Genomic DNA, 20,317 nt, shown 5'->3' with positions numbered 1-20,317 from the left:
CAGGGGGCTGGGGTCGGGTCGCGGGCCCCACCACGGTCAGGCGCGCACGGCCAGGAGCGCACGGCCAGGCGCGGACGGTCAGGCGCGCACGGTCAGGTGCGAGCCGTCAGGCGCGCGCGGCCTCGAGGAGCCCGCGGACGCGCCGGTGCTCCGCGACCACCTGCGTCGCGGGGTCGACGAGGTCGCGCCGCGCGACCGCCTCGATCGCCGCGCGGCCCTGCTCGTGCACGCGGGCGCCCGCCCGGGTCGCGGCGGTCCGGCGCAGGATGCCGGAGGCCGCACCGGCCAGCACGGCGAGCACGGCCAGCACCACGGCCGTCCACAGCAGCCCGGCGCCGGACCCGCCGGCGCCGTCCGGTCCCAGCATCCGTCCCCCGGCGACGCCCCCGACGACGAGCGCGCCCGCGCCCAGCGCGACGGCCAGCCAGCCGAGCACGGACACCACGCCCGAGCGGCGCGCGCTGACGGTGACCTCGCCGAGGGCGTCCGCGAGGTGGGTGCCGACCCGGTCCGCGGGGACGACGCGCTCGTCGACCGACCGGACCCACGGCCGCGGCAGCCCCGCGGTGGCGGCGGCGAGCCATGAGGAGCGAGCGAGCCGGACGGCGTCCGGGTGCACGGCCGCGAGCGCCGGGACGCCGGAGCGCCGGCCGCGCCCGCGCAGCACCGCGACCACCGCGTCCCGCACGGCGTCGAGCCCCGACGCCGCGGCGAGCGTGTCGACCAGCGGGCCGGTCGCGAACGCCGTCGGCCCGGGCTCGCGCTCGGCCAGCCCCTGCCCCACGCGGTCGGTCGCCGCACGGACCTCGGCCTCGGCCCGGCGCGCGGCCAGCGACCGCCCGGCGACGACCGCCGCGAGCCCGGACCGCAGCTCGGCGATGCCCTCGCCCGTCGCCGCGGACGCGGGCCGCACGGGCACCCCGGGCAGACCGTCCGCCGCCAGGAGCCGGCCGACGTCGCGGACCAGCGCGTCGCGCTCGTCGGGCCGCACGGTGTCCACCTGGTTGAGCACGACGAGCATCGAGGTGTCCTGACCCACGAGGCCCTGCAGGTACCCGGTGTGCAGCGCGTCGTCGGCGTACTTCTGGGGGTCGACCACCCACACCAGGAGGTCGGCCTGCGGCAGCAGCGCGTCCACGACCTCGCGGTGGGTGGGCTCGACCGAGTCGTGGTCCGGCAGGTCGAGCAGCACCAGCCCTCGCAACGGCGCCTCGGTCTCGCCGTCGAGCAGGCTCTCGCGCTCGATGCGGCGCTCGGGGTCGACGCCCAGCCAGTCCAGGACGGCACCGCCGCCGCTGCCCCACACGCACGCCGTGACCTGCGACGTCGTCGGCCGGCGGACGCCCACGTCGGCGAAGTCCAGCCCGCTGACCCGGTTGAAGAGGCTGGACTTGCCGGAGCCGGTGCCGCCGACGAGCGCGACGACCGTGTGGTCCACGCCCAGCCGCAGCCGCTCGCGCAGCCGCTCGACCGCCGTGCGGGCGTCCTGGACGGCGTCGGCGTCGAGGCGGTCGCCGCCCAGCTCGATCGCGTCCTCGAGGGAGGCGACCCGCGCCTCGAGCGCCCGCGTCTCCTCGCCGACAGCCACGTCGGTGCGTTCCGCGGGCGTCGGGCCAGGTCCTGCCGGTACCTGCTGCGGCGTCTCGGTCATGTGAGCCCCTTGATGACGGCCAGGCGCACGCGCAGCCGGGCGGCGGCGTCGGCGGCCAGGTCGGGATCGGCGAGCGGCTGTGCCGCCTCGGCACGCACCTGCTCCACGCGGGTGGCCGCGTGCGCGGCGAGGTCCGCGCGCAGGTCGTCGACCGCGGTCCGGCCGGCGGGTCCGACGAGCGCGACCAGGAGGTCCCCCGCCCCGGCGACGCCCGCCGCGGCCGTGAGCCCGATCGTCGCGAGCGTCTGCTCCCCCAGGACGCGGACGGCCTTGTCGCGACGACGAGCGGCCGCCTTGTCCGCGAGCGGCGCCTGGAGCGCCGCGGTGACGGCACGGACACCCTGCCCGGCCCACGCCCGGGCGTGCTGCTCGGCGGCGGGGTCCGGGCCGGGTGGCTGCACGGTCCACCGGGCGAGGACGGCGTGAGCACCGGCGGAGCCCGACTCGAGCGCGGCGCGCAGGGCCTCCTCGGCGTCGTCGGCGGCGGCCGAGAGCACCGTGGTGGCCGCGCGCGTCACCTCGTCGCGCAGCGGCTGCACCCCGGCCTCGCGCTCCGCCCGACCGCGCGGCGAGCCCTTGACCTTGCCGGTCGGTGCGCCCGTCCGGTCGACCACGCCGCCGAGCGGCCCGGCCGGCGACGTCAGCTCCGCCCACCGCACCCCGACCGCGCCGTCGGCCACGTCACCCCGCTCGACCGCGGCCACGGCCGCGCGCACCGGTTCGGCGAGGGCCTCGTCGAGCAGGGTGCCCACGCTCTGCGCCGCGTCGGCCTGCTCCTGCACCGCCTCCGCGAGCTCGTCGACCCACACGCGCAGGGCCGCCAGCGAGCCGCGCAGCGTCCGCCCGATGACCGTGCGCGCGCGGTCCGGGCCGGCCAGCATGAGCAGCCATCGCGTGACCGGGGCGACCGTCGCCGCGTCGAGCGGGCCGCTGTGGGGTCCGCGGTCCGGCACGACGAACAGCGGCGACCCGGCGAGGCCGTGCTCGCGCAGCCGCTCGAGCAGGTCGCCGCGGACCGCGGGCAGCGACGCGGGGGGCACGCGGTTGAGCACCATCGCGATGGACGCGCCCCGGGCGACGGCGTCCTCCAGCACGCGCCACGGCAGCGCGTCGCCGTACCGCGCCGCGGTGGTGACGAAGAGCCACAGGTCCGCGGCCTCGAGCAGCCGGTGCGCCGAGGCCCGGTTGGCCTCGAGCAGCGAGTCCAGGTCCGGTGCGTCCAGCAGCGCGACCCCGCGGGGCACGGCCTCGTCGGCGACGGCGCGCGCGGACCCGACGAGCGGGTGCGCGGCCAGGAGGTCGGCGTCACCCGGGTGGTGCACCAGCACGGGCTCGCGGGTCGTCGGGCGCAGCACGCCCGCCGTCGTCACCTCGCGGCCCACGATCGAGTTCACGAGCGTCGACTTGCCGGCCCCGGTCGACCCCGCGACCACGACGACCGCGGGGGCCGAGAGCTCGGTGAGCCGCGGCACCAGGTGCTCCGTGAGCTGGTCCACCAGGCGCGCACGCGAGGCGCGGGCGCGCTCGACGCCCGGCAGGTCGAGCGGGAAGGCGGTGTCGTCGACGTCGCGGCGCAGGTCGCGCACCGCGTCGAGCAGCGAGCCGGCGGCCAGCGGCCGGGCGAGGATCGAGCGCGGGTCGTCGGCCGTGTGCCGGCCGGCGTGCACCGGTGACCCGCCGCCCGTGCTGCCCGACGACGCGGCCGACGCGACGTCCCGCGCGACGTGGGGCACCTGTCGCGCCGAGTCGGTTCCCTGGGCGCTCACGGTGACATTGTCGGGGCCCCGGATGACCAGGACAAACGCGCCACGCGGGGGACGGTCCGCCGATCCGCGCGCCGGGTATGTCCGGACGCCGGCGGATCGGCGCGTGCGGCGCCCCCGGCAGGACTCGAACCTGCGACCGGCCGCTTAGAAGGCGGCTGCTCTATCCACTGAGCTACGGGGGCCTGTGCGCCGCAGGTTACCGGCTCCCTCCCCCGGTCCGACGGGCGGCCCGGGTGCGGCCGGGTTGCAGGTGGTGACAAATGCCGTGACGTGGGTATCTGTCCCGTGGTCGAGTGCTCCTGCTACCTCGTCGGACCACGGTCACGACGATCTCGCGGCCCGGTGCCGCACCCACCCCACCCACGCAGCAGGAGTCCGTCATGCACGCCTACGAGCTCGACCTCAACCGCACGCACCTCGTCCAGCGCCTCACCGACCGGCTGGCCGACCAGGCGCACGACCGTGCCGCCGAACCACGCGAGCACGCCCCGAGCCATCCTCCGGATCCCCGGGCGGCCTACGCACGCGCGTCCTGAGCCCACCGGCTCCTGCGCGCTCGACGGGCGCGGACCCTCTCCCTCACGGGACGGGTCCGCGCCCGTCGTCGTCCCGGCGCCGTGCCACGATGTCGCCATGCATGACCGGCGCGACGGGCGCGACGAGCGCGACGAGCCGCAGCGCACCGCGCTGCGCGATCCGACGCCCCGGACCGGCGGCGGCGACGCGGACGCCCCCTGATGGGGCGGCACGCCGACGCGCCCGTGCCGGCGCCGGACGCCCCGCGACGCCGCTCCGTGTGGCTGGAACGCGCCGCGACCGGGCTCGTCGCGGGGGCCGTCCTCGCCCTGGTCCTGCGGTGGACCGGCTGGTCCTGGTCCGCGAGCCTCCTCCTCGGCGCGGCGGTGCTGGCGGGCGTCCCGCTGGCGGCCTGGCTCGCGGGCACGGTCCCCGGTCCGCCCGACGACGGTGGACGGGCCGCCGCGCCGCACGACGAGGAGCCCTAGGCTGGCCCCCGTGACCAGCAGCAGCACCAGCCCGGGCAACGGGCACGAGAGCGCGGACCGGATCGTCTGGATCGACTGCGAGATGACCGGGCTGGACCTGGCCGCCGACGCGCTGGTCGAGGTCGCCGTCGTCGTGACCGACTCCGAGCTCAACGTCCTCGGCGAGGGTGTCGACGTCCTGATCGCGCCGCCGGCCGCGGCCCTCGAGCAGATGGGCGACTTCGTCCGCACCATGCACACGACCTCGGGCCTGCTCGACGAGCTCGCCCACGGCACCACGCTCGCGGACGCGCAGGAGCAGGTGCTCGCCTACGTGCGGCAGTGGGTGCCGGAGGCGAACAAGGCGCCGCTGGCCGGGAACTCGGTCGGCACCGACAAGGCGTTCCTCGAGCGGGACATGCCGGAGCTCGTCGGGCACCTGCACTACCGCGTGGTCGACGTCTCCTCGATCAAGGAGCTCGCCCGCCGTTGGTACCCGCGGGTGTACTTCGCCTCGCCGAGCAAGCAGGGCGGCCACCGCGCGCTCGCGGACATCCTCGAGAGCATCGACGAGCTGCGCTACTACCGGGCGGCGCTGTTCCCCGCGCTCCCCGGCCCGGACTCCGCCACGGCGCGCAAGATCGCGGCCGAGGTCACCGCGACGTCGGTCGCCGCACGCTGAGACCCATCGCACGCTGAGACCCATCGCACGCTGAGACCCGCCGCACGCTGACACCCGCCGTGCGCGGGTGCGCGGTGCGCAGGAAGATCGTGGCCATGGCCACGACGACGTCCGCCACCCCGCCCCCGATCGTCCTCGTCCCGGGCTACTGGCTCGGCGCGTGGGTGTGGGACGCCGTGGTCGCACGGCTCGCCGAGCGCGGCCTGGACGCGACCGCGCTGACCCTGCCCGGACTGGCCCCGGGCGCCACGCGCGCGGGCGTCCGGTTCGCCGACCACGTCGCGCACGTCGCCGAGCACGTCCCGCCGGGGCGCGGCACGGTGCTGGTCGCGCACAGCGGTGCCGGCGCGGTCGCGACCGCCGTCGCCGACCGCGCACCGGACGCGCTCGCGCGCGTGGTCTACGTCGACTCGGGCCCGGTCGCGGACGGCCACGTGCCGGACGCGGACCTGCCCGCGGACCAGGTCGACGTCCCCTTCCCCGGTCTCGAGGCGCTCGGCGAGCAGGGTGCGAGCCCCGAGGGGCTCACGGCCGCGGACAGGTCGCGGCTCGAGACGCTCGCGGTCCCGCATCCCGCGGGCGCGGTCCGCGACCGGGTGGCGCTGCACGACGCGCGGCGCGACGCGGTGCCGACGACGCTCGTGTGCTGCTCGATCCCGAGCGCGACCGTGCGCGAGCTGGCCGGATCGGGTGAGGGGATGTTCGCACCCGTGGCGGCCCTGACCGACCTGACCCTGGTCGATCTCCCGACGGGCCACTGGCCGATGCTGTCCCGCCCGGTCGACCTGGCCGACCTGATCGCGGCCGAGGCGACCCGGGGCTCCTGACGGCGGTCCGTGGCCGGTCCGCACCCGGGCCGAGAGCCCCGCAATGGGGCGAGGCCCGCCCCGCGGCCGGAGTGTCCTCCGGTCCCGCGGTGCGGGCCTCGCCCTCGTCGGGGTGGCTAACGGGACTTGAACCCGCGACCCCCTGGACCACAACCAGGTGCTCTACCTGCTGAGCTATAGCCACCATGCCGTGCGCACGACCCGGCGGACCGGGCCGACGAGAAGTGTACCTGCTCGTCGTACACCCCTCGAACACGATCCGCGCAGGGGCCTGTCGTCAGCCCGCGGTCACCCGCGCGGCCACGGCGTCCGCGAACCGGTCGACCGCGCCCGGGGCGTGCTCGAAGAACAGGGACGGCTCGGTGAGCTCGAGCTCCAGGAGCACGGGGTTGCCCTCGTCGTCCGGGATGAGGTCGACCCGCGCGTAGAGGAGCGGCCCGTCGAGCCCCAGCACCTCCGGCAGCAGGCCGATGATCCGGCGCGCCAGCTCGAGCTCGGCCTCGCTCGCGTCCCGCGGGGTCATGACCTCCTCGCGGTAGAGCAGGCCCTCCTGGTCACCCTCGCGGTACGGACCCTGCAGCAGCGGCCCCTTGCGCACCGCGTGGCTGAACTCGCCCTCGACGAAGACGAGCGCCGTCTCCCCCGCCGAGTCCACCTGCGTCAGGTAGCGCTGGATCATGACCCAACGCCCGACGCCCAGGAGGTTCTTGGCGTGCATGATCGCCTGCGAGCGCTGCGGCGTCTCGTCCGCGCGGTAGCGCCCGGTGTCCCGCGACCCCGCGCTCACCGTCGGCTTCACCACGAAGTCACCGAACGCCGGGAAGCGCGTGTGGATCGCGCGGGAGTCGAAGTTGCGCGCTGGGTCCAGCCAGATCGTCGGGACCGTGGCGATCCCTCGCGCCTCGAGGTCCCGCAGGTAGGTCTTGTCGACGTTCCACGCGACCACGCCGGCCGGGTTGAGCAGGACGCTCGACGCCTCGACCTGCTTGGTCCACTGGGTGAAGCGCAGCGGCCGCTGCGTGTAGTCCCACGTCGAGCGGATCAGGACGTGCTGGTACGTGCCCCAGTCGACCGTGGGGTCGTCCCACACGACGACGTCGGTGGCGATGCCGCGCGCCTCGAGAGCGGTCCGCAGTGGGACGTCGTCCGGGTCCAGCTCGGGGAGCTCGGCGCACGTGGCGAGGGCGAGGCGCGCGTGCTGCCCGTCGGGTGATGTCGTCACCCTCGGAAGGCTACCGGCGCGACGACGAGCGCGACCCTGGTGACGCTCGTCACGTGAGCCGCCGCGGTCCCGCTCGGCGTACGACGCTGGAGCGCAGGGCGCCGACGGCGCGGGACGCGGAAGGCCCCCGACGCACGAGCGTCGAGGGCCTTCCGGGGTGGTACGGCACCAGGGACTCGAACCCTGAACCCGCTGATTAAGAGTCAGCTGCTCTGCCAGTTGAGCTAGTGCCGCGCGGTGCAGAAGATTAGCAGCCCCCGGGCGCCGGAGGCGAACCGGATCCGCCACCGTGACGAGGCTCACGAGCCGACCCGCTCGGACACGGGACGGCCGGCCGGGACGCCGTCACTCGCCGAGCCGCTCCTGCCGCAGGATCTGCTCGCCCGTCGCGGCGCCGGGCGCGAGGTCGAGCAGGAGCGCGTGCGGCACCCGCCCGGCCACCAGGGCGCGGATGCGCTCGGGGCTCACGTCGACGTCCTCCGGGCGGCCGGTCCGGCCGCGCGGCGGGACCGGCTCGAGCGGCCGTCCTCCGGACTGCTTCATGGTGCACCTCCACACCGGGTGGGACTGCGCCCGGTCAGCACACACCATCACCCGGACCTGTGCGTGGCAACCTGCCACGGCCCGGGCGGCCAGGTCCTGACGAACCCTTCACAACGCGGTCCCGTCCCGCTCACCTCGACGGTGGTCGACGAGGCGTGCAGGGCGCCTCGACAAGCACGCGGCTGGACCGCCGGCTGGACGGACGGCTGGATCGACGGCCGGTCGTCAGAGGTACAGGCCGGTGCCCTGACCGCCGGGCCGCGGCGCGGCGACGGCGTGCACGTCCTTCTCCCGCAGCAGCAGGAACGTCTGCCCGTCGAGCTCGACCTCCGCGCGGTCCTCCGGGTCGAACAGGACGCGGTCGCCGACCTCGACCTGGCGCACGTGCTGCCCGACCGCGCGGACGCGCGCCCAGGCGAGCCGCTTGCCGACCACCGCCGTCGCGGGGATGACGATGCCGGCCGACGAGCGTCGCTCCGACGCGTCGGCGTCGAGCTCGACGAGCAGGCGGTCGTTGAGCATGCGGATCGGCAGCTCGCGCGCGGTGGCGGCGGCCGCGTCCGGCGCGGCCGCGGGTCGCGGGTCGGGAGTCGTGCTCACCCGCCGACCGTACCCGGGTCCCGGCACGGTCGGCGCCGCGCGCAGCGACCGGGCCCGACCGTCTCGTCGTACCCTGGCGCAGCCCGCCCGGACCCGCTCCGGCACGTCCCCGAAGGAGACCCCGTGCCCCGCCTCGCCGTCGGCGACACCGCCCCCGACTTCACGCTGCCCACCGCGGACGGCGGCAGCCTCACGCTGTCCGACCTGCGCGGACGGCGCGTCATCGTGTACTTCTACCCCGCGGCCGGCACGCCCGGCTGCACCAAGCAGGCGTGCGACTTCCGGGACTCGCTCGCGTCGCTGCAGGGCGCCGGCTTCGCGGTCGTCGGCGTCTCGCCGGACCCGGTGGCCAAGCTCGCGCGGTTCGCGGCCGACGAGGAGCTGACCTTCCCGCTCGTGTCCGACGAGTCGCGGGAGGTGCTCGAGGCGTGGGGCGCCTACGGCGAGAAGCCGCTGTACGGGAAGACCGTCACGGGCGTGATCCGCTCGACCGTGGTGCTCGACGCCGAGGGGTACGTGGAGCTCGCGCAGTACAACGTGCGCGCCACGGGGCACGTCGCGAAGCTGCGCCGGGACCTCGGCGTCTGACGCCCGGCCGCCGGTCCGGCCCCGTGTGGAAGGATCGGCGGTCTCGCGGGAGTGGTGAAACGGCAGCCACGCCAGGTTTAGGTCCTGGTGCCCTCACGGGCGTGCGGGTTCGACTCCCGTCTCCCGCACCCAGCGGGTCCGTGACCTCCGGGCGACCTCGTGGCTCCGCGGTCACGAGGTGGCCCGCAGCTCACGATCTCGCGGCGCCTGCCCCGACGTGACGAGAGGGCTGGTCCGCGTGGACCAGCCCTCTCGTCGTGCGTGGTGAGTCGGTCAGGACTCGGTGTCGGAGGTCGCGGCGATCTTGGCGCGGACCTCGTCCATGTCCAGGTCCTTGACGGCCTGGACGACCTGCTCGAGCGCGGGCGCGGGGAGCGCGCCGGCCTGGTTAAAGACCAGGATGCCGTCGCGGAACGCCATGAGCGTCGGGATCGAGAAGATCTGCAGCTCCTGGGCGAGCTGCTGCTCGGCCTCGGTGTCGACCTTGGCGTGGACGACGTCCGGGTGGGTGTCCGACGACGCCTCGAAGACCGGGCCGAACCGCTTGCACGGTCCGCACCACTCGGCCCAGAAGTCGACGAGCACGATGCCGTTGTCGTTGATGGTCTGACCGATCGTCTCGGCGGTCAGCGTGGTGGTGGCCATCAGGCCTCCTTCGTCTCGGGGTCCGCCAGGTGGAGCGTCCGTGCGCGCACCAGTATTCCCGCGGACCCGCGCGCCCGCCTGCGCGCCTGTGGGCGTCGCCGCGCTCGTCGGGGTAGAACGGCACGGTGACCGAGACGGCCGACTTCCCCCCTGACCGCGAGCGCCCCGCCGGCTGGCTCCCGCCCGAGGAGATCGCGCGGGTGCGCGGGATCATGCCGCTCGTCTACGTCGACGCGGTGCCGGTCCGCGTCGACGACTCGGGCGACGTGGTGGCGGTCGGGCTGCTGCTGCGCGTGACCCGGGAGGGCGTGATGTCCCGGGCGCTGGTCTCCGGCCGGGTGATGTACCACGAGCGGGTGCGCGACGCCCTGGTGCGGCACATCGAGAAGGACCTCGGCCCCGTGGCGCTGCCGCAGATCCCCGCCGCGCCGCAGCCGTTCACCGTCGCGGAGTACTTCCCGACCCCGGGCATCACGAGCTACCACGACCCGCGCCAGCACGCCGTGTCGCTCGCCTACGTCGTGCCGGTGCTCGGCGACTGCCGGCCGCAGCAGGACGCGATCGACCTGGCCTGGCTCACGCCGGAGGAGGCGTGCGCGGAGCAGGTGCAGGTCGAGATGAACGGCGGCCAGGGCGTGCTGCTGCGCCAGGCGATGGCGCACGTCGGCCGCCTCGGCTGACCCGCGTCAGGTCAGGTCCAGCACCGGCCAGTCCGCGAGGTCGGCACGCATGCGCCGGTCGTGCGTCGCGACGACGACAGCGGCGGAGGTCGCGCGCAGGGCGGCCGTGAGCTCGTCGACGAGCCCGACCGACAGGTGGTTGGTCGGCTCGTCGAGCAGCAGCAGGTGCGGGGCGGCGAGCAGCGCGCACGCGAGGTCGAACCGCCGGCGCTGCCCCACCGACAGCTCGCGCACCGGCCGCTCCAGGTCCTCCTCGCTCAGCAGCCCGAGCGCCGCGACCGGGACCAGCTGGTCGGGGTCGAGCAGTCCGCCGTCGAGCAGGTCGAGCGCGTGCCGGGCGTACGCGTCGAACGCCGTGCGCGCCGCGGCCCCGTCGTCGCCGCGCTGCTGAGCGTGCACAGCGCCGTGCACGGCGTCGTGCGCTGCGACGTGCTCGGCCGGACCCTCCTGCGCCAGGACGCCCAGCCGCACGCCCGGCGCGAGCGTCCGCGTGCCGCGGTCGAGGGCGACCGTCCCGGCGAGCGCGGCCAGCAACGTGGACTTGCCGGAGCCGTTGGGCCCGACGACGAGCAGGCGGCCGGCCGGCCCGACGTCGACCCGACGCCCGGGCAGGTCCAGGCGCGGGCCGTGGGGACCCGCGACGCGCGGCGCACGCACCTCCAGCAGCGGTCCCGAGTGCGCGGCGCGCCGGTCCGCGTCGGGGTCGAGCGGCCGGTCGGGGTCGGCCCCGGTCGACGCCCGACGCGGCAGGCTCGGCAGGTCCGGGAAGACGAGGCTGGGCGGCGGCACGGGCACGGCGACGGCCTCCGCCTCGAGCTTCTGCACCAGCCGGTCGGCGGCCTTGACGTGGATCCGGGCGCGCGTGGCTCGGCGGTGCGGGCGCGAGCCCTTCGGCGGGCGCCACTCGTCGGACAGCCCCTCGTAGGACGCGTCGAGCTGCGCCGCGAGCCGCTCGGCGCGCTTGCGCTCCTGCCGGTACCGGGCGCGCCAGCGGCGCAGCATCTGGTCCTTGGCGAAGCGGTAGTCGGCGTAGCGGGTGGCGCCGTAGAGCGCGGGCCGGCCGTCCATCGCCGGGTCCAGGTCGAGGATCGCCGTCATCACGTCGTCGAGGAGCTGGCGGTCGTGGGTCACGATCACCACCGCTCCGGGCCACTCCCGCAGCACGCCGGTCAGGTAGTCGATGCCCGCCGCGTCCAGGTGGTTCGTCGGCTCGTCGAGCAGCAGCACGTCCGCGCGCTCGCCCAGGCGGCACGCGAGCCGCACGCGGTACCGCTCGCCGACGCTGAGCGTGTCCAGGCGGCGCTCGGGGTCCCGAGGGGCGCCGAACCGGGTCAGCGCCTCGTCGACCCGTCGGTCGACGTCCCACGCCGCGAGCTGCTCGCAGCGCTCCATGGCCGCGCCGAGCTCGGCCAGGTCGCCACGCTCGTGGTCGAACGAGGCGATCGCGCCCTGCAGCGCCTCCGCCGCCTCACGCACCGTGCGGGACGTCGCGGCGACGAGCGTGCCGACCGTGTCCCCGGAGGCGACGACGAGCTCCTGCTCGACCACCGCGAGCGACCCCCGCACCCGCACCTGCCCGGAGCGCGGCGCCAGCTCCCCCGCGAGCACGCGCAAGAGGGTGGTCTTGCCCGCGCCGTTCTCGCCGACGAGCCCCAGCCGCTCCCCCGCGGAGACGGTCACGTCCAGCCGGTCCAGCACGGGGCGGCCCGGGTAGCCGAACGTGACCGCCTCCGCGACCAGCTGGCAACCCGTCGGCCCGGCGGGCTCAGCCACCGGCACCCGGGGCGAGCACGCGTACCACGTACGGCGCCAGCGCGCGGAACGCCTGGCCGCGGTGGCTGATCGCGTTCTTCTCGTCGGGTGCCAGCTCGGCGCACGTGCGGGTCTCGCCCGTCGGCACCAGCAGCGGGTCGTACCCGAACCCGCCGGCCCCGCGGGGCGCGGTCGCCAGGGTCCCGACGAGCGCGCCCTCCTCGACGTGCTCGAACCCGTCCGGCGTCACGAGCGCGGCCGCGCACACGAAGCGGGCGCCCCGGTGCGGGTCGCGGATGTCCGCGAGCTGCGCGACGAGGAGCTCCAGGTTCGCCGCGTCGTCGCCGTGGCGGCCCGCCCAGCGCGCCGAGAAGATGCCGGGCGCACCGCCGAGCACGTCGACGGCGAGGCCGGAGTCGTCGGCGACCGCGGGCAGACCGGTGAACGCGACGAGCGCGCGCGCCTTGAGCAGCGCGTTCTGCGCGAACGTCACGCCGTCCTCGACCGGCTCGGGCGCCGCGACGTCGCGCGCCCCGACGACAGCGCGCTCGTCGAGCCCCGGCAGCAGCGGCGCCAGGATCGCGCGCAGCTCGCCGACCTTGTGCGCGTTGTGGGTGGCCAGGACCAGCCGCGCGCCGACCGGGCCGCTCACGCGTCGGTCCCGTGCGTCGGCCCGTCCGCCAACCCACCCGCCGGCCCGCCCGTCGACCGCGTGGCGGAACCGTCCCCGGCCGGCGCCGCGAGCGCGGCGCGCTGCAGCTCGGCCAGGCGGGCGGTGCCGGCGACCGCGAGGTCGAGCAGCGAGTCCAGCTCCGCCCGGTCGAACGGCGCGTGCTCGGCGGTCCCCTGCACCTCGACGAACGTGCCCGATCCGGTCACGACGACGTTCATGTCCGTCTCGGCGCGGACGTCCTCGACGTAGGGCAGGTCGAGCACCGGGACGCCGTCGACGATGCCGACGCTGACCGCGGAGACCGAGTCCGTGAGGACGGTGCGCCCGGCGCGCACGATCCCGCGCTCGCGCGCCCACTCGACGGCGTCCGCGAGCGCCACGTAGGCGCCGGTGATGGCCGCGGTGCGCGTGCCCCCGTCGGCCTGCAGCACGTCGCAGTCCAGCACGATCGTGTTCTCGCCGAGCGCCGAGACGTCGATGATCGCGCGCAGCGAGCGGCCGATCAGGCGCGAGATCTCGTGCGTCCGGCCGCCGATCTTCCCGCGCACGGACTCGCGGTCGGAGCGGCTGTCGGTGGCGCGCGGCAGCATCGAGTACTCGGCGGTGACCCAGCCCTGGCCCGAGCCCTTGCGCCACCGCGGCACGCCCTCGGTGAAGGACGCGACGCACAGCACCTTGGTGCCGCCGAACTCGACCAGCACGCTGCCCTCCCCGGCGGTGAGGAAGCGGCGGGTGAGGGTCACGGGGCGCAGCTCGTCGGCCTGGCGGCCGTCGGGGCGTGCGGGGGTCACGGCAGCAGCAGACATGCCCCGAGCCTAACGAGCCGCGCGGACACCTCCGCGCGGCGGGTCACAGCACGTACGTCGCCCCGGGCTCCGCGACCGTCACGTCGCCGCGGTACGACGAGCGGGCGTGCGCGAGCACGTCCGCCGGGTCCTCCCAGGCCGTGAGGTGGGTCAGGACCAGGCGCCCGGACCCGCCGCGCGCGGCCGCGGCCCCCGCCCGGGCGCCGTTGAGGTGCACCCCGCGGATCGCGTCGTCGTGCCCGTCCCGGAAACCCGCCTCGCACAGCAGCAGGTCGCTCGCGGCGAGCTGGTCGAGGCCGGGGCACTCGTCGGTGTCGCCGGTGTACGCGAGCGTCACGGCGCGCGCCGGCTCGTCGTCGGACGGCCCCGTGACCCGCACCCCGTACGCCTCCACGGGGTGGTTCACCGGCACGGCCTGCAGCGTGAGCGGCCCCACGCGCACGGGCGCGGCGGGGTCCCACGTCCGGAACCGGAACTGGCCGTCGACCTCCGTCGCGGGGTCCTTGCCGGCCATCTCCGCGAGCCGCTGGGCGGTGCCGGACGGGCCCCAGACGTCCACGGGCGGCAGCGGACCGTCCGGCCGGTAGCGGCGCAGCACGTTGAGCACCACCAGGTCGGCGACGTGGTCCGCGTGCAGGTGGGACAGCGCGACCGCGTCGAGCGCGGTGGGGTCGCCGTACCGCTGCAGCGCGCTGAGGGCGCCGTTGCCGTGGTCCAGGAGCACGGTCCAGGTCCGGCCCGTCGCGTCGTCGGCCTGCACCAGGTACGACGAGGCGGCGGACGTCGACGAGGGGTACGAGCCGGCGCAGCCCAGCACGACGAGCCTCATCGCAGCGCCCCCGCCGGTTCGACGGTGCCGACCTCGGGCCCGAGGAACCGCCGTGCGAGCGCCCGGAACGAGTCGGGGTCGCCCGTGGCGAGGAACCGGTGCTCGGGCGGGCCGGCGTCGGCCGACCGCTCGAGGCCGTGCGCGACGAGCGTGCGGTACACGTCCTTGGCGGTCTCCTCCGCGCTCGAGACCAGCGTGACGCCCTCCCCCATGACGTAGGAGATCGCGCCGGTGAGCAGGGGGTAGTGGGTGCACCCGAGCACCAGGGTGTCGACGCCGGCAGCCCGCACCGGGTCCAGGTACTCGTGCGCGACCGCGAGCACCTCGGGCCCGGACGTCACGCCGGCCTCGACGAGCGGGACGAACCGGGGGCAGGCCTGCGTGACCAGCTCGACGCCCGGCGCCACGGCGAACGCGTCGTCGTACGCGAGCGACTCGACGGTCGAGCGCGTGGCGATCACGCCGATCCGCCCGGTCCGGGTGGCCGCGACGGCGCGGCGTGCCGCGGGCAGGATCACCTCGACCACCGGGATGCCGCGGCGCAGCGTGTACCGTTCGCGCGCGTCCCGCAGCATCGCCGAGGACGCGGTGTTGCACGCGATGACCAGGACCTTGACGCCCGCGTCCACCAGGTCGTCCATGACCTGGAGCGCGAACGCCCGCACCACCGCGAGCGGCTTGGTGCCGTACGGGGTGTTGAACGTGTCCCCGATGTAGAGCGTCGACTCGTTCGGGAGCTGGTCGAGGATCGCCCGCGCGACGGTCAGGCCCCCGACGCCGGAGTCGAAGATCCCGATGGGCGCGTCGTTCACGCAGCCGAGCCTAGCCCGCGGCGCCCGGGGTGCCGCCCCCGCGCCGGTGTGAGGTGCCCCGCGCCCGCGCGGCCGTCAGCATCGCGCCGACCAGCGACTCCTGCAGCTCCGAGAGCACCGCGTACACGCCGACGAAGGCGTGCCGCACCTGCGCGGCCCGGTCCTCCGCCGGGTCCTGCGCGAGCTCCGCGTAGAGCCGGTCGCCGTCGTCGTCGGTGCGCACGCCCAGCCGCTCGGCGAGCACCAGCCGGACGTCCGTCATGGCCGCCGCCACCGCGGGCGCCTCCGCCTCGGTCACCGCGACCGCGTCGCCCTGCCGGCCGCCGGGCGTCGTCAGCGCGGCCCACCAGGTGCGCAGCCCGGCGATCTTGCGCTCGCGCAGGTCGCCCTCCGTGAACCGGCGGAACTCGGCGGCCTGCTCGGGGTCCAGCGAGCCGTCGGGCAGCAGCCGGCGGACCGCGGGGTCCTCGGGCGGGTCGACGGCCTGGGACCACGGCCACGCGCCGTGCGGGTCCGCCGCGCGCTCGCTCGTCGGGCGGCCGGAGCCCGCGGGAGGCTCGTCGCCCGCCCCGGCCCGACCGGCCGCCGGCTCGGGCGCCGCGTCGAACGGGGCGGCCCCGAGCATCCGCGCGACGTCGGACGCGACCGTCGCCAGGACCTCGCGCTCGTCGGACCCCAGGCGCACCACGTACTCGCCCTGCCGGGCCACGAACCGCCGCATCACTGGCCGCTGCGCTGCAGGGTCGCCCACAGGCCGAACCCGTGCATCGCCTGCACGTCGACCTCCATCGCCTCGAGCGTTCCGCGCGAGACGACCGCCCGGCCCTCCTGGTGCACCTGCCGCATCAGCCGCGTCGCGACCTCGTGCGGGTGGCCGAAGTAGGTCTCGAAGACGTACGTCACGTAGGTCATGAGGTTCACCGGGTCGTTCCAGACGATCGTCACCCAGGGGTCGTCGACGGACGCCTCGGCGGCGGCCTCGACGACCTCGTCCAGCTGGGGCACGGACATCCTCACGCGCCCCACTGTAGGCAGCGCGCGAGCGCCGCGCTTCGGCCTACCGTGTGGCCATGACGACGCCGTCCGCTGGGTGGACCACCGATCGCACGGCCGGGAGCGCACCCGACCCCGGCCCCGGCGCGGGGTCCCCGGCGCTGCTCACGGACCGGTACGAGCTGACCATGCTGCAGGCCGCGCTCCGCGACGGCACCGCGCACCGGCGCTGCGTGTTCGAGGTCTTCACGCGCCGGCTGCCGCCGGGGCGGAGGTACGGCGTGGTCGCGGGCACGGGCCGCGTCCTGGAGGAGATCGAGCGGTTCCGGTTCGGCACGCCCGAGCTGGACTGGCTGTCCGACGAGCGCGTGGTCGACGACGCGACGCTCGAGTACCTGGCGGGCTACCGGTTCACGGGGTCGGTCGTCGGGTACGCGGAGGGCGAGACGTTCTTCCCGTCGTCGCCCGTGCTCGTCGTGTCCGGGACCTTCGCCGAGGCCGTGCTCCTCGAGACGCTCACGCTCTCGGTCCTCAACTACGACTCGGCCGTGGCGTCCGCCGCGTCCCGCATGACGAGCGCCGCGGTGGACCGGCCGTGCCTCGAGATGGGGTCGCGTCGGGCGCACGAGCACGCGGGCGTCGCGGCCGCACGGGCGGCCGTCGTGGCCGGGTTCGCGGGCACGTCGAACCTCGAGGCCGGGCGGCGGTACGGGCTGACGACGATCGGCACGGCGGCGCACGCGTTCACGCTGCTGCACGACGACGAGGAGGCGGCCTTCGCGGCGCAGGTCGCGGCGCTGGGCACCGGCACCACCCTGCTGGTCGACACCTACGACGTGCACCGCGGGGTCGAGCGGGCACTGGCGGTGGCGGGAACCGGCCTCGGCGCCGTGCGCCTGGACTCCGGGGACCTGGGCGTGCTGGCGCACGAGGTGCGGGCGCAGCTCGACGCCGCGGGGGCCACCGGCACGCGGATCACCGTGACCTCCGACCTCGACGAGCACGCCATCGCGGCGCTCGCCGTCGCGCCCGTCGACTCCTACGGCGTCGGCACGTCGGTGGTCACCGGTTCCGGGGCGCCCACCTGCGGCATGGTCTACAAGCTCGTCGCCCGGGAGGGCGCCGACGGGCGGCTCGCCCCGGTCGCCAAGGCCTCGGCCGCCAAGACCAGCGTCGGCGGCCGCAAGGGCGCGGCCCGGCGCGTCGTGGACGGGCGCGCCGTCGAGGAGGTGCTGGTCGGCGGGGCCGACGAGCGCGTGGCCGCGTGGGTGGCCGACCCGGACCCCGGCGCCCTGGGACCCGACCGGGGTGCGGGCGAGCTGCGGCCGCTGCACGTGCCGCTGGTGACGGACGGCGTGGTGGACGCGCGCTGGACCGGCGCCGGCGGCGTCGTGGCGGCGGCCGAGCGCCACCACGCGTCGCGCGCCGAGCTGCCCCGCGGTGCACGTCGGCTCTCGGCCGACGAGGCCTGCGTCCCGACCACCGCGCTCACCCTGCCCGCCTGACCCCTGACCTGTCCGGGTCGAGCACGCTCGGTCATCCCGGGCGCGACGACGCCGGCCGGGCCGCACCGTGAGGCGGGCCCGACCGGCGTCGGGGACTGCGGGCAGCTCACGCTGCCTGGTGGCGACCGCTACACGCGGCGGCGGCCGACGAGCGCCAGGATCAGGCTGACGACGAGGACCGCGATACCGATCCAGATGAGGAACTGCCCGACACCGGCGAAGCCCAGGATGAGGAGGACGACACCGATGATGATGAGGATGAGCCAGGCGGACATCGCATAACCCTTTCGTCGGGGGCGGGGATCATCCCGCCGTTCCAGAGGGGCGGGGCTCCGGCGGTACCGGGGCCCTCGAGCACCCCCCAACGTTCCCGCGGTCGGCGTCGCTCGGCACGTCGAGAGAGCAGTTGCGTCGGAGAGAGTCGCTGGTATGTGGACACGCGTCCACGGCCCTGACCTGCGAGTTCTCACGCCCGGTCCGCTCTAGGCGGGTGTCCACATCGTGAGACGGGCCTTGCGCCCCATCCGGCTCAGGCGTACTAGCGCTTGCCCACGAACCAGCCGCGGAGCATGGCGACGCGGGCCTCGAGCTGACCCGGGTCCGCCAGCGCCACCTCGGGACCGCCGCACCGACGCCGCAGCTCGGTGTGCACCGCGCCGTGCGGCTGCCCGCTGCGCCGCGACCAGGCACCCACCAGCTGCGCGAGCTCCTTGCGCAGCTCCGCCTGCTTGCGGTGGTCCATCTCCGCGAGGTCCGGCTCGGTCCGCACGGACCGTCGCCCCTTGAGCTGGTCGGCCTGCCGCTGCCGCAGCAGCGCCGAGACCTGGTCGGCGTCGAGGAGCCCCGGCAGGCCCAGGAAGTCGAGCTCCTCCTCGGAGCCGACCTCGGCGCCGGTGCCGAACTCGCCGCCGTCGAACAGCACCCGGTCGAACGAGGCCTGCGCCTCGAGCGCCTCGAACGTGCCCTGCAGCCCGTCGGGACCGACCGCGTCGGGCCCGTTGCGCTCGCTGTTCGCGGCCGCGAGGAGCGCGTCCTCCGGGCTGTATTCGGCACCCTCCTCCTCGGCGGTACGCGGCCGGTCGAGCGCGTGGTCGCGCTCGAGCTCGAGGCCGTTCGCCAGCGCGAGCAGCTGCGGGACCGAGGGCAGGAACACCGAGGCCGTCTCACCGCGCCGCCGCGCCCGGACGAACCGCCCGACGGCCTGGGCGAAGAACAGCGGCGTCGCCGTGCTCGTCGCGTACACCCCCACAGCGAGGCGCGGCACGTCCACGCCCTCGGAGACCATCCGCACCGCGACGAGCCAGCGCGAGTCCCCCGCGGAGAACTCGTCGATCTTGTCGCTCGCGCCCTCCTCGTCGGACAGCACGACCGTGGGCGAGCTCCCCGTGATGCGGGCCAGGTGCCCCGCGTACGCGCGCGCGTCGGTCTGGTCGGTGGCGATGATCATGGCGCCGGCGTCCGGGACCGTGCGCCGCACCTCGGTGAGCCGGCGGTCGGCCGCCTGGAGCACCGAGGGGATCCACTCGCCGCCGGGGTCCAGCGCGGTGCGCCACGCCTGCGCCGTCATGTCCTTGGTCATCGCCTCGCCCAGGCGCGCGCTGACCTCGTCGCCCGACCGGGTCCGCCACCGCATGTCGCCGCTGTAGGACAGGAAGATCACCGGACGCACCACGTGGTCGCGCAGGGCGTCGCCGTAGCCGTAGGTGTAGTCCGCCGCCGAGCGCCGGATGCCCTCGGCGTCGCGCTCGTAGGTGACGAACGGGATCGCGGCCGTGTCCGACCGGAACGGGGTGCCCGTCAGCGCGAGCCGGCGCGCAGCGCCCTCGAACGCCTCCCGGACGCCGTCGCCCCAGGACAGCGCGTCACCGCCGTGGTGCACCTCGTCGAGGATCACGAGCGTCGGTGCGGCCGTCGTGCGCGCGGCGTGCAGCGCGGGCTTGTTGGCGACCTGCGCGTACGTCACGGCGACGCCGTCGAACCCGTGCCCGTGCCGGCCCTGCGCGTTCGAGAAGTTCGGGTCGAGCCGGATCCCGACCCGCGCCGCCGCGTCCGCCCACTGCCGCTTGAGGTGCTCGGTGGGTGCGACCACGGTCACCCGGCGCACCACGCGCGCCTCGAGGAGCTCCGTGGCGATGCGCAGCGCGAACGTCGTCTTGCCGGCCCCGGGGGTCGCCACCGCGAGGAAGTCCCGCGGCGAGCGCGCCCGGTACGCCTCGAGCGCCTCCGCCTGCCACGCGCGCAGCTTGCCGGCCGTCCCCCACGGCGCACGCGACGGGAACGCCGGCGGGAGGTGCGACGCCGCCGACGTGGACGCGTGGGTGGTGGAGGGCTCCTGCCAGGCGCTCAACGAGCCGACGAGCCGCGGCCGAAGCCCCAGCGGCGGCCGCCGCCGGAACCGGAACCGCCGGAACCACCGCTACCACCGCCCGAGCCGTCACCGTCGTCCTGCGGCGGGCGCAGGCCCTCGTAGATCTCCTTGCACGTGGGGCACACGGGGAACTTGTTCGGGTCCCGGCCCGGCACCCAGACCTTGCCGCACAGCGCGACCACGGGCTTGCCGGTGAACGCGGACTCGGTGATCTTCTCCTTGCGCACGTAGTGCGCGAAGCGCTCGTGGTCCCCCGGCTCGACCTGCTCGGTGGTCTCCGTGCGCTCGAGGACGCTGGTCCCCGTGCCCTGGTCCGGGCCGAACGGCTCGTCGGGTGCGGCGGGGAACTGCGGTTCGCTCATGCCGGGAAGTCTACGTCGCGCCTCCGACAC

At 75.9% G+C, this 20,317-nt stretch carries 23 protein-coding genes and 4 tRNA genes; 8 read left to right on the top strand and 19 right to left on the bottom strand.

Going from position 1 to position 20,317, the window contains the following annotated elements:
• Window positions 1-106: 106 nt before the first annotated feature.
• From KIN34_RS15215 to KIN34_RS15205, 3 genes are all read right to left on the bottom strand, one after another.
• Window positions 107-1,651 (bottom strand): GTPase, encoded by a 1,545-nt coding sequence (locus KIN34_RS15215; protein WP_214352726.1) that lies wholly within the window; start codon window positions 1,649-1,651, stop codon window positions 107-109.
• Window positions 1,648-3,417 carry a GTPase gene (locus tag KIN34_RS15210; RefSeq protein WP_214352724.1) on the bottom strand — a complete coding sequence of 590 codons (1,770 nt, stop codon included), beginning with the start codon at window positions 3,415-3,417 and terminating at the stop codon, window positions 1,648-1,650. Before KIN34_RS15210 ends, KIN34_RS15215 begins: the two co-directional genes overlap by 4 nt.
• Before the next feature lie 109 nt (window positions 3,418-3,526).
• Window positions 3,527-3,599: transfer RNA gene (locus tag KIN34_RS15205), tRNA-Arg, on the bottom strand.
• 111 nt (window positions 3,600-3,710) lie between these two features.
• Here KIN34_RS15205 and KIN34_RS15200 point away from each other — a divergent pair.
• From KIN34_RS15200 to KIN34_RS15185, 4 genes are all read left to right on the top strand, one after another.
• Window positions 3,711-3,953, top strand: a complete 243-nt coding sequence (locus KIN34_RS15200; protein WP_214352722.1) for a hypothetical protein — start codon at window positions 3,711-3,713, stop codon at window positions 3,951-3,953.
• A 201-nt stretch (window positions 3,954-4,154) separates the two neighbouring features.
• On the top strand, window positions 4,155-4,421 hold the full coding sequence (locus KIN34_RS15195; protein WP_214352720.1) for a hypothetical protein: 267 nt from the start codon (window positions 4,155-4,157) through the stop codon (window positions 4,419-4,421).
• 10 nt (window positions 4,422-4,431) lie between these two features.
• Window positions 4,432-5,082, top strand: a complete 651-nt coding sequence (orn, locus tag KIN34_RS15190) for an oligoribonuclease (protein ID WP_214352718.1) — start codon at window positions 4,432-4,434, stop codon at window positions 5,080-5,082.
• A gap of 95 nt (window positions 5,083-5,177) precedes the next feature.
• A complete protein-coding gene (locus tag KIN34_RS15185) occupies window positions 5,178-5,909 on the top strand; it encodes an alpha/beta fold hydrolase (protein WP_214352716.1) in 732 nt (243 codons plus the stop codon).
• Window positions 5,910-6,020: 111 nt separating this feature from the next.
• On the opposite strand, the gene KIN34_RS15180 is transcribed toward KIN34_RS15185, so the two are convergent.
• The 5 genes from KIN34_RS15180 to KIN34_RS15160 form a co-directional block, all read right to left on the bottom strand.
• Window positions 6,021-6,093, bottom strand: a tRNA-His gene (locus KIN34_RS15180).
• A 93-nt stretch (window positions 6,094-6,186) separates the two neighbouring features.
• A complete protein-coding gene (locus KIN34_RS15175) occupies window positions 6,187-7,131 on the bottom strand; it encodes an ATP-grasp domain-containing protein (protein ID WP_214352714.1) in 945 nt (314 codons plus the stop codon).
• Window positions 7,132-7,289: 158 nt separating this feature from the next.
• A tRNA-Lys gene (locus KIN34_RS15170) sits at window positions 7,290-7,365 on the bottom strand.
• Between the two features lie 111 nt (window positions 7,366-7,476).
• Window positions 7,477-7,674: a hypothetical protein gene (locus tag KIN34_RS15165; RefSeq protein WP_214352712.1), complete on the bottom strand. Its 198-nt coding sequence runs from the start codon at window positions 7,672-7,674 to the stop codon at window positions 7,477-7,479.
• A gap of 225 nt (window positions 7,675-7,899) precedes the next feature.
• Window positions 7,900-8,274, bottom strand: a complete 375-nt coding sequence (locus tag KIN34_RS15160) for a GroES family chaperonin (protein ID WP_372449559.1) — start codon at window positions 8,272-8,274, stop codon at window positions 7,900-7,902.
• 123 nt (window positions 8,275-8,397) lie between these two features.
• Here KIN34_RS15160 and bcp point away from each other — a divergent pair, with 123 nt between their 5' ends.
• Both bcp and KIN34_RS15150 read left to right on the top strand, forming a co-directional pair.
• On the top strand, window positions 8,398-8,862 hold the full coding sequence (bcp, locus tag KIN34_RS15155) for a thioredoxin-dependent thiol peroxidase (RefSeq protein WP_214352710.1): 465 nt from the start codon (window positions 8,398-8,400) through the stop codon (window positions 8,860-8,862).
• A 45-nt stretch (window positions 8,863-8,907) separates the two neighbouring features.
• Window positions 8,908-8,990, top strand: a tRNA-Leu gene (locus KIN34_RS15150).
• 145 nt (window positions 8,991-9,135) lie between these two features.
• Here KIN34_RS15150 and trxA read toward each other — a convergent pair.
• Window positions 9,136-9,507, bottom strand: coding sequence for a thioredoxin (gene trxA, locus KIN34_RS15145; RefSeq protein WP_214352708.1), 372 nt, complete (start codon window positions 9,505-9,507; stop codon window positions 9,136-9,138).
• Between the two features lie 125 nt (window positions 9,508-9,632).
• On the opposite strand from trxA, the gene KIN34_RS15140 reads away from it, so the two are divergent.
• The gene (locus KIN34_RS15140; protein WP_214352706.1) at window positions 9,633-10,187 is read left to right on the top strand and encodes an NUDIX hydrolase family protein; all 555 of its coding nucleotides are present in this window, start codon (window positions 9,633-9,635) and stop codon (window positions 10,185-10,187) included.
• A 6-nt stretch (window positions 10,188-10,193) separates the two neighbouring features.
• Here the strand turns inward: KIN34_RS15140 and KIN34_RS15135 are convergent, their stop codons facing one another.
• Genes KIN34_RS15135 through clpS form a run of 7 tightly spaced genes read right to left on the bottom strand, consistent with a single transcriptional unit; the run spans window position 10,194 to window position 16,070 of the window.
• Entirely contained in the window at window positions 10,194-11,960 is a 1,767-nt protein-coding gene (locus KIN34_RS15135) for an ATP-binding cassette domain-containing protein (protein ID WP_307858281.1), read from the bottom strand.
• Complete coding sequence (rdgB, locus tag KIN34_RS15130; protein WP_214352701.1) at window positions 11,953-12,591, bottom strand: RdgB/HAM1 family non-canonical purine NTP pyrophosphatase; 639 nt, start codon at window positions 12,589-12,591, stop codon at window positions 11,953-11,955. The genes KIN34_RS15135 and rdgB overlap by 8 nt, the downstream gene beginning before the upstream one ends.
• A complete protein-coding gene (rph, locus tag KIN34_RS15125; protein WP_214352700.1) occupies window positions 12,588-13,418 on the bottom strand; it encodes a ribonuclease PH in 831 nt (276 codons plus the stop codon). Before rph ends, rdgB begins: the two co-directional genes overlap by 4 nt.
• 43 nt (window positions 13,419-13,461) lie before the next feature.
• A complete protein-coding gene (locus KIN34_RS15120) occupies window positions 13,462-14,247 on the bottom strand; it encodes an MBL fold metallo-hydrolase (RefSeq protein WP_214352698.1) in 786 nt (261 codons plus the stop codon).
• A complete protein-coding gene (gene murI, locus KIN34_RS15115) occupies window positions 14,244-15,059 on the bottom strand; it encodes a glutamate racemase (protein ID WP_214352696.1) in 816 nt (271 codons plus the stop codon). The genes KIN34_RS15120 and murI overlap by 4 nt, the downstream gene beginning before the upstream one ends.
• Before the next feature lie 10 nt (window positions 15,060-15,069).
• Window positions 15,070-15,780 (bottom strand): DUF2017 family protein, encoded by a 711-nt coding sequence (locus tag KIN34_RS15110; RefSeq protein ID WP_214352694.1) that lies wholly within the window; start codon window positions 15,778-15,780, stop codon window positions 15,070-15,072.
• Complete coding sequence (clpS, locus tag KIN34_RS15105; protein WP_214353124.1) at window positions 15,780-16,070, bottom strand: ATP-dependent Clp protease adapter ClpS; 291 nt, start codon at window positions 16,068-16,070, stop codon at window positions 15,780-15,782. Before clpS ends, KIN34_RS15110 begins: the two co-directional genes overlap by 1 nt.
• A gap of 59 nt (window positions 16,071-16,129) precedes the next feature.
• On the opposite strand from clpS, the gene KIN34_RS15100 reads away from it, so the two are divergent.
• Window positions 16,130-17,557, top strand: coding sequence for a nicotinate phosphoribosyltransferase (locus KIN34_RS15100; RefSeq protein ID WP_214352692.1), 1,428 nt, complete (start codon window positions 16,130-16,132; stop codon window positions 17,555-17,557).
• A gap of 128 nt (window positions 17,558-17,685) precedes the next feature.
• Here KIN34_RS15100 and KIN34_RS15095 read toward each other — a convergent pair whose 3' ends face one another.
• From KIN34_RS15095 to KIN34_RS15085, 3 genes are all read right to left on the bottom strand, one after another.
• Window positions 17,686-17,832: a hypothetical protein gene (locus tag KIN34_RS15095; RefSeq protein WP_214352690.1), complete on the bottom strand. Its 147-nt coding sequence runs from the start codon at window positions 17,830-17,832 to the stop codon at window positions 17,686-17,688.
• A 263-nt stretch (window positions 17,833-18,095) separates the two neighbouring features.
• Entirely contained in the window at window positions 18,096-19,904 is a 1,809-nt protein-coding gene (locus KIN34_RS15090; RefSeq protein WP_214352688.1) for a DEAD/DEAH box helicase, read from the bottom strand.
• A complete protein-coding gene (locus KIN34_RS15085) occupies window positions 19,901-20,287 on the bottom strand; it encodes a DUF3039 domain-containing protein (protein WP_214352686.1) in 387 nt (128 codons plus the stop codon). The genes KIN34_RS15090 and KIN34_RS15085 overlap by 4 nt, the downstream gene beginning before the upstream one ends.
• Between the last annotated feature and the right edge of the window lie 30 nt (window positions 20,288-20,317).

The organism is Cellulomonas fulva, from assembly GCF_018531375.1.
GTDB classification, from domain to species: Bacteria; Actinomycetota; Actinomycetes; order Actinomycetales; family Cellulomonadaceae; genus Cellulomonas; species Cellulomonas fulva.
The sequence above is the reverse complement of the archived record's forward strand: the minus strand, read 5'-3'. Positions and strand labels throughout refer to the sequence as shown.